Source organism: Frankia gtarii, from assembly GCF_025403375.1.
GTDB lineage: Bacteria > Actinomycetota > Actinomycetes > Frankiales > Frankiaceae > Frankia > Frankia gtarii.
The window spans coordinates 1-4,954 of sequence record NZ_JAMPTM010000387.1 but is presented as its reverse complement, the minus strand read 5'-3'; the positions used below and the strand labels follow the sequence as shown (position 1 = coordinate 4,954).

Annotated in this window: 2 protein-coding genes and 1 pseudogene; 1 reads left to right on the top strand and 2 read right to left on the bottom strand. The window is 75.5% G+C overall.

Annotated features, from left to right (window positions below; genetic code table 11):
- Positions 1–612, top strand: a pseudogene (locus NBZ83_RS30040) (glycosyltransferase); the annotation flags it as partial.
- Here NBZ83_RS30040 and NBZ83_RS30035 read toward each other — a convergent pair.
- Both NBZ83_RS30035 and NBZ83_RS30030 read right to left on the bottom strand, forming a co-directional pair.
- Positions 570–2,507: a glycosyltransferase family 39 protein gene (locus NBZ83_RS30035; protein WP_261567587.1), complete on the bottom strand. Its 1,938-nt coding sequence runs from the start codon at positions 2,505–2,507 to the stop codon at positions 570–572. The pseudogene NBZ83_RS30040 and the gene NBZ83_RS30035 overlap by 43 nt on opposite strands.
- 108 nt (positions 2,508–2,615) lie before the next feature.
- Positions 2,616–4,853 carry an ATP-dependent DNA helicase gene (locus NBZ83_RS30030; RefSeq protein ID WP_261576307.1) on the bottom strand — a complete coding sequence of 746 codons (2,238 nt, stop codon included), beginning with the start codon at positions 4,851–4,853 and terminating at the stop codon, positions 2,616–2,618.
- Positions 4,854–4,954: the final 101 nt, after the last annotated feature.

Genomic DNA, 4,954 nt, shown 5'->3' with positions numbered 1-4,954 from the left:
GTGATCTTTCCTGAGTCGATGTACGCGTTGCAGCAGTCGTGGACCGAACCGCTGCTTGTCGCCTGCCTCGCGGCCATGGTGCTGGCCGTCCGAGGCGGTCATGGGCGTACGGCGGTCCTCGCCCTCGCCCTCGCACTGGCCACCAAGCAACACGTCGCCCTGCTGCTGCCGGTCGCGGCGGCCTGGCCGCGGTTCGGGCCGTGGCGCACGGCCGTGGCCGCGGGGGTGGGGGCACTGCTCGTCGTTCCGTGGGTGCTGGCCGGGCCGGGGGACTTCGTCGACGACGCGGTCTGGACGAACCTGCACTACCGGGTGCTCGGCCACTCCCTGTCCGTGCCGGGCTGGGCGGCGCACTTCGGGGTCACGTTCGGCTTCGCGCCGGCTGCGGTGGCGCTGGTCGCGGCGTACTGCGCGGCCTGGCGGGCGCGCGGCGACGCCACCGGGTTCTGCCTCGGGGCCGCGCTGGTACTGCTCGCTCTGAACCTGATGAACAAGCAGACGTTCTTCAACCACTACACGCTGCCGATGGGCCTGCTGGTCCTCGCCGCCGCGGCCCTCGGCGTCGACGGTCAGCGCAGGGTGGAGAAGCGTTCCAGCGACGCACCCTCGTAGAGGTCGCGCCGCTCGACCTGGACGGTCCGGTCGCGCAGGGTCGCCAGCTGGTCGGAGAGCACCGCGCAGGCGCCCTCCAGGAACCGGTACCCGTCGGCGCGCACGAGCAGGACCGCGTGGTCGGGGCCGGCGAGTTCGTTGACCTCGGCGGCGAACGCCGTGCCGTTGGCCCGCTGCATCCGGTCGGCGTAGTCGACCCAGTCGACGAGCGCCGGGCCGCTGGCATCCGCGTACACGATCTCCCGGACGGTCAGCGGGCCGTGTCGGACCAGCGCCCGGTGCACGGCCGGGCCGAGCTGGTCGGGGCAGTAGGCCACCACGTCGCCCGGCCGGGCGAGCGCGACGATCCGCCCGGCGATCTCCCCGGCCTGGGTGCGTTCGGTGCGGGCCAGCTGCCAGCCGCCGACCAGCCCGCTGAACACGGCCACGACCAGCACGATCGCCCGCACCCGCGTCCCCGGGAGCTGGGCGATGCCCAGGGAGGCCAGCAACAGGCACGCCGGCAGGGCGATGCCGGTGTACCGCTCGGCGTACGCGCTGCCGCCGAACGAGTTCACGAAGTAGGCCAGCACCAGCGGCAGCAGCCAGATCGCCGCCAGGTAGCGGCCCGGCACCCGGCCGGTCACCCGGACCGCGAGCTCCCGGCCGGCGACCGGCCGGGCGGTCAGGCCGATGAGCGCCCCGCCGAGCAGCACCACGCCGAGCAGCGCCCCCGTCGACTGCGGCCCCGCCCAGTCGAACACCGTGTCCAGCAGCACCTGGGCCTGCACCTTCGGCGCCCACGGGGTACCGGTGTGCAGCATCTGGAACAGGAACGACGGCATCCACGGGGCGAACAGCGCCGCCGAGGCCGCCATCGCCGCGAACGCCCGCAGCGTGACGCGGCGGTAGTGCGGGCGCCGGCGGGCCTGCAACAGCAGGAACGCCGCCACGGTGAAGATCAGCAGGAACGTCCAGTAGTGGGTGTAGACCAGCGCCGCCGTGGCCAGCGTCAGCGTCCCCAGCCGGGGCAGGCTCGAGCGTTCCAGCGCGCGCACCGCCGCCAGCCCGAAGACCAGCACCAGCAGCACGACCAGCGAGTACATCCGGGTCTCGCTGCCGTAGCGGATGGCGTACGGGGAGCAGGCGAACATCAGCAGCGTCGCCACGCCCACCCACATCGGGGCGTCGCGCTCGCCGTTGCCGGCGGCGAAGGCGGTGCGCCCGACGCGACGCCCGGCGAGCCACGCCAGCGGCAGCGTGAGCAGCGACAGCACGCCCGACAGAGCCCGCACCGCGACGTCGCCGTCGCCGAAGACGCTGATCCAGCCGTGCAGCAGCAGGTAGTACAGCGGCGGTGAGCCGTCGTGGCGCAGCGCGTGGAGCAGGTCCGGCACCGGCCGGGAGGCGATCGCGACCGTCAGCGACTCGTCGAGCCACAGATGGCTCGGCGTGGCGAAGCGCATCACCGCGCCGATGGCGACCGCTACGGCGACGGCGGCCACCAGCAGCCGCGGGACCAGCGGCACGGTCCGGCTTCTCGCTACCCGCCCCAACCGCTCGAGGTGTTCCAGCCGACGCCGCCAGGCCCCCGGTGCCCGATCGTCGGACGCCGCCTCGCCGGCCACCCGCTCGCCGGCCACCCGCTCGCCGGCCGCACCGACATCGGGCTCGGCCGCTGCCGGTGTATCTGTCGGCATCGCTGCCGGTGTGTCCGTCGGCACCGCTGCCGTGACGATGGCCACTGCCGTCGTCGTGGTGGGGACGGCTGCCACGGCTGCGTCGCCGGCGGTGCCTTCGTGCGGGTCGCCGTCCGGTGCCTGCTGGGGCAAGCGCGGACCGGGCAGGGACCCGGCCTCCCGGCCGGCGGCGGCCGTCCGGGGTGTGTCTGCGTCCACGATGGGAACGCTACCCATCTTCATGTCGCATGATCTTGCCTCCCGTCGGGGACCCCCGACGCGTCGGGGGTGGCGCACGTTCCCGTGGCGGCGATGCCCGCCGGTCATCATCGCGCCATCAGCCTGTCAACCACCGGCCACCTCGGAGCCGGCGGTGTCCAGGTCACCGGTGGCCGGGTCCTCGGCGTCCAGGTCGTCGTCGTCCTCGGCCAGCTCGCCCGCGATCTCCCCGGCGAGCAGGGCGGCGAGCGACGTCAGCCGCCGCCGTCCGCCCGCATGGCGCACCGCGTTGCGCACAGCGGGGCCGTTCACGGTGACGATGGACAGGTGTGCCGCCGCCCGAGTGAGCGCCGTGTAGATCAACGGGCGGGTCAGCATCCGGCCGGCCTCCGGCGGGAAGACGGCGACGACCGCCGGCCACTCGCTGCCCTGCGCCCGGTGCACCGTCACCGCCCAGCCGTGGCGCAGATCGCCGAGGATCCCCGCGGGCACCTCGACGATTCCGCCCGGGAAGGCGATCCGCAGCGCCCCGCGTTCGCCCGCGGCGACGACGGTGCCGATCTCGCCGTTGGCGAACCCCACGTCGATGTGGTTGGCCGTCGCCACGACCCGGTCTCCGACGTCGAAACCGGATGTGGCGCCCGTGCCCGGGTTGAGGACGCGTTTGAGCGCCGCGTTCAGCGCCCCTGTGCCGGCCGGCCCGGCATGCACCGGCGTGACGACCTGGATCTCGGCGGAGGGGATTCCCAGCGCGCGCGGGATCGAGTCGGTGACGAGCTGCACGGTGCGGTGCGCAGCCTCCCCGGAGCTGCCCGAGGGGACGACGACCACCTCGCGGCCGGGGCCCGGCGGGGGCGGCGGCAGCTCCCCGCCACGCACCGCGGCGGCCATCATCGCGATCGCCCCGCCGTCGACCTGGCGGTAGAGCCGGCGCAGCTCCGTCACCGGGACCTCGCCGGACTCCAGCAGATCGGTGAGGACCTGGCCCGGTCCGATGCTCGGCAACTGGGCGGGGTCCCCGACGAACATCAGATGGGTGCCCTCGGCGCAGGCGTCGAGCAGCGCGGCGGCGAGTTCGGCGTCGAGCATCGACGCCTCGTCGACGACGACGAGGTCGGCGTCGATCGGGTTGTGCTCCCCGCGGGCGAAGCCGCCGCCGCGGCCCTGCGCGCCGAGCAGCCGGTGCAGGGTGCTTGCCGGTGCCCCGCACAGCTCCTCGAGCCGTTTGGCGGCCCGACCGGTCGGCGCGGCGAGCGCGACCTGAGCGTCCGCCGCCCAGGCGAGGCGGACGACGGCGGCGACGGTGCGGCTCTTGCCCGTCCCCGGCCCGCCGGTCAGCACGCTGACCCCCGACTCCAGGGCCGCCCGGGCCGCGGCGAGCTGCACCTCGTCCAGGCCGCCCACCGGGTCGTTCCCCGCTGCGCCGGCCGATCCGGACGGGCCTGCCGGGCCGTCGGAGTCCTCGGCGCCGGGCCCCTCGGCGCCGGGCCCCTCGGCGTCGTCGTCCGCCGGGTTCTGGCCGATCGGCGGGTCGTCGTCCGCGGCGTCCTCGTCGTCGAACATCAACGCGGCGGGCGGCGGCGCGGCCGGGGTGAACGCGGTGTGCGCCTCGGATGCGCCCTCGTCGCCGTCGTCGTCCGGGCGGCGGCGCACCTTGGGCGCGCCTTCGCGCAGCGGCTCAGCGGTGGCCACGAGCCGTTCGATGCCGTCGGCGATGGACTGCTCGGCCATCGCATAGCGTTCCAGCGCGATCCGGTCGCCGACGGCGATGATCCGCCCGTCGTCGAGGGCGGCGTCGAGCGCCCGGCGCGGATCGGCCACCCCCTCCCGGGCGGCGGCCTGCAGCACGGCGCCTATCGGGCCGGCCGTGTCCCCGGCCCGCGTCGCCGCCCGGCCCAGCAGGTGGGTGAGCACCGCCGGGCCGCGTCGCGGGTCGTCGCGGTGCAGCCCACGGCGGCGGGCGAACCGGTCGGCCTGGCCGATCTCGGCGTCAGCGGCGGTCAGCAGCATCCACGGGTCGGCCCGCAGGGCCTCGGCGGCGGTCGAACCGAGCCGGTCGGTGGCCCCCCAGGCGAGGCGGGCCGGCAGGTCCGCTGCGACGAGCAGTTCGACGACTGCGTAGGTGCCCGCGGCGGCGCGGAAGCTGTCGGCGAGCCGGCGGGCCCGCGGGCCGGTGACACCCTCGACGGCGCCGAGCCGGCCGACGTCGACGTGCTCGGGTCGGGTGATACCGGCGGCGGGCAGGCGGGCGGCCGTCGTGCGACCCAGCCCCGGCCACAGCGCGGCCTCGCAGAACGCGGAGAACACCGCCGCCGGGTCCGCGGCCGCATCGTCGTGCTCTGGAACAGGAACGACGGCATCCACGGGGCGAACAGCGCCGCCGAGGCCGCCATCGCCGCGAACGCCCGCAGCGTGACGCGGCGGTAGTGCGGGCGCCGGCGGGCCTGCAACAGCAGGAACGCCGC

What these genes read in the sequence shown, in the direction of transcription:
- NBZ83_RS30035 (WP_261567587.1), bottom strand. Translation starts at nt 2,507, where the DNA reads ATGGGTAGCGTTCCCATCGTGGACGCAGACACACCCCGGACGGCCGCC.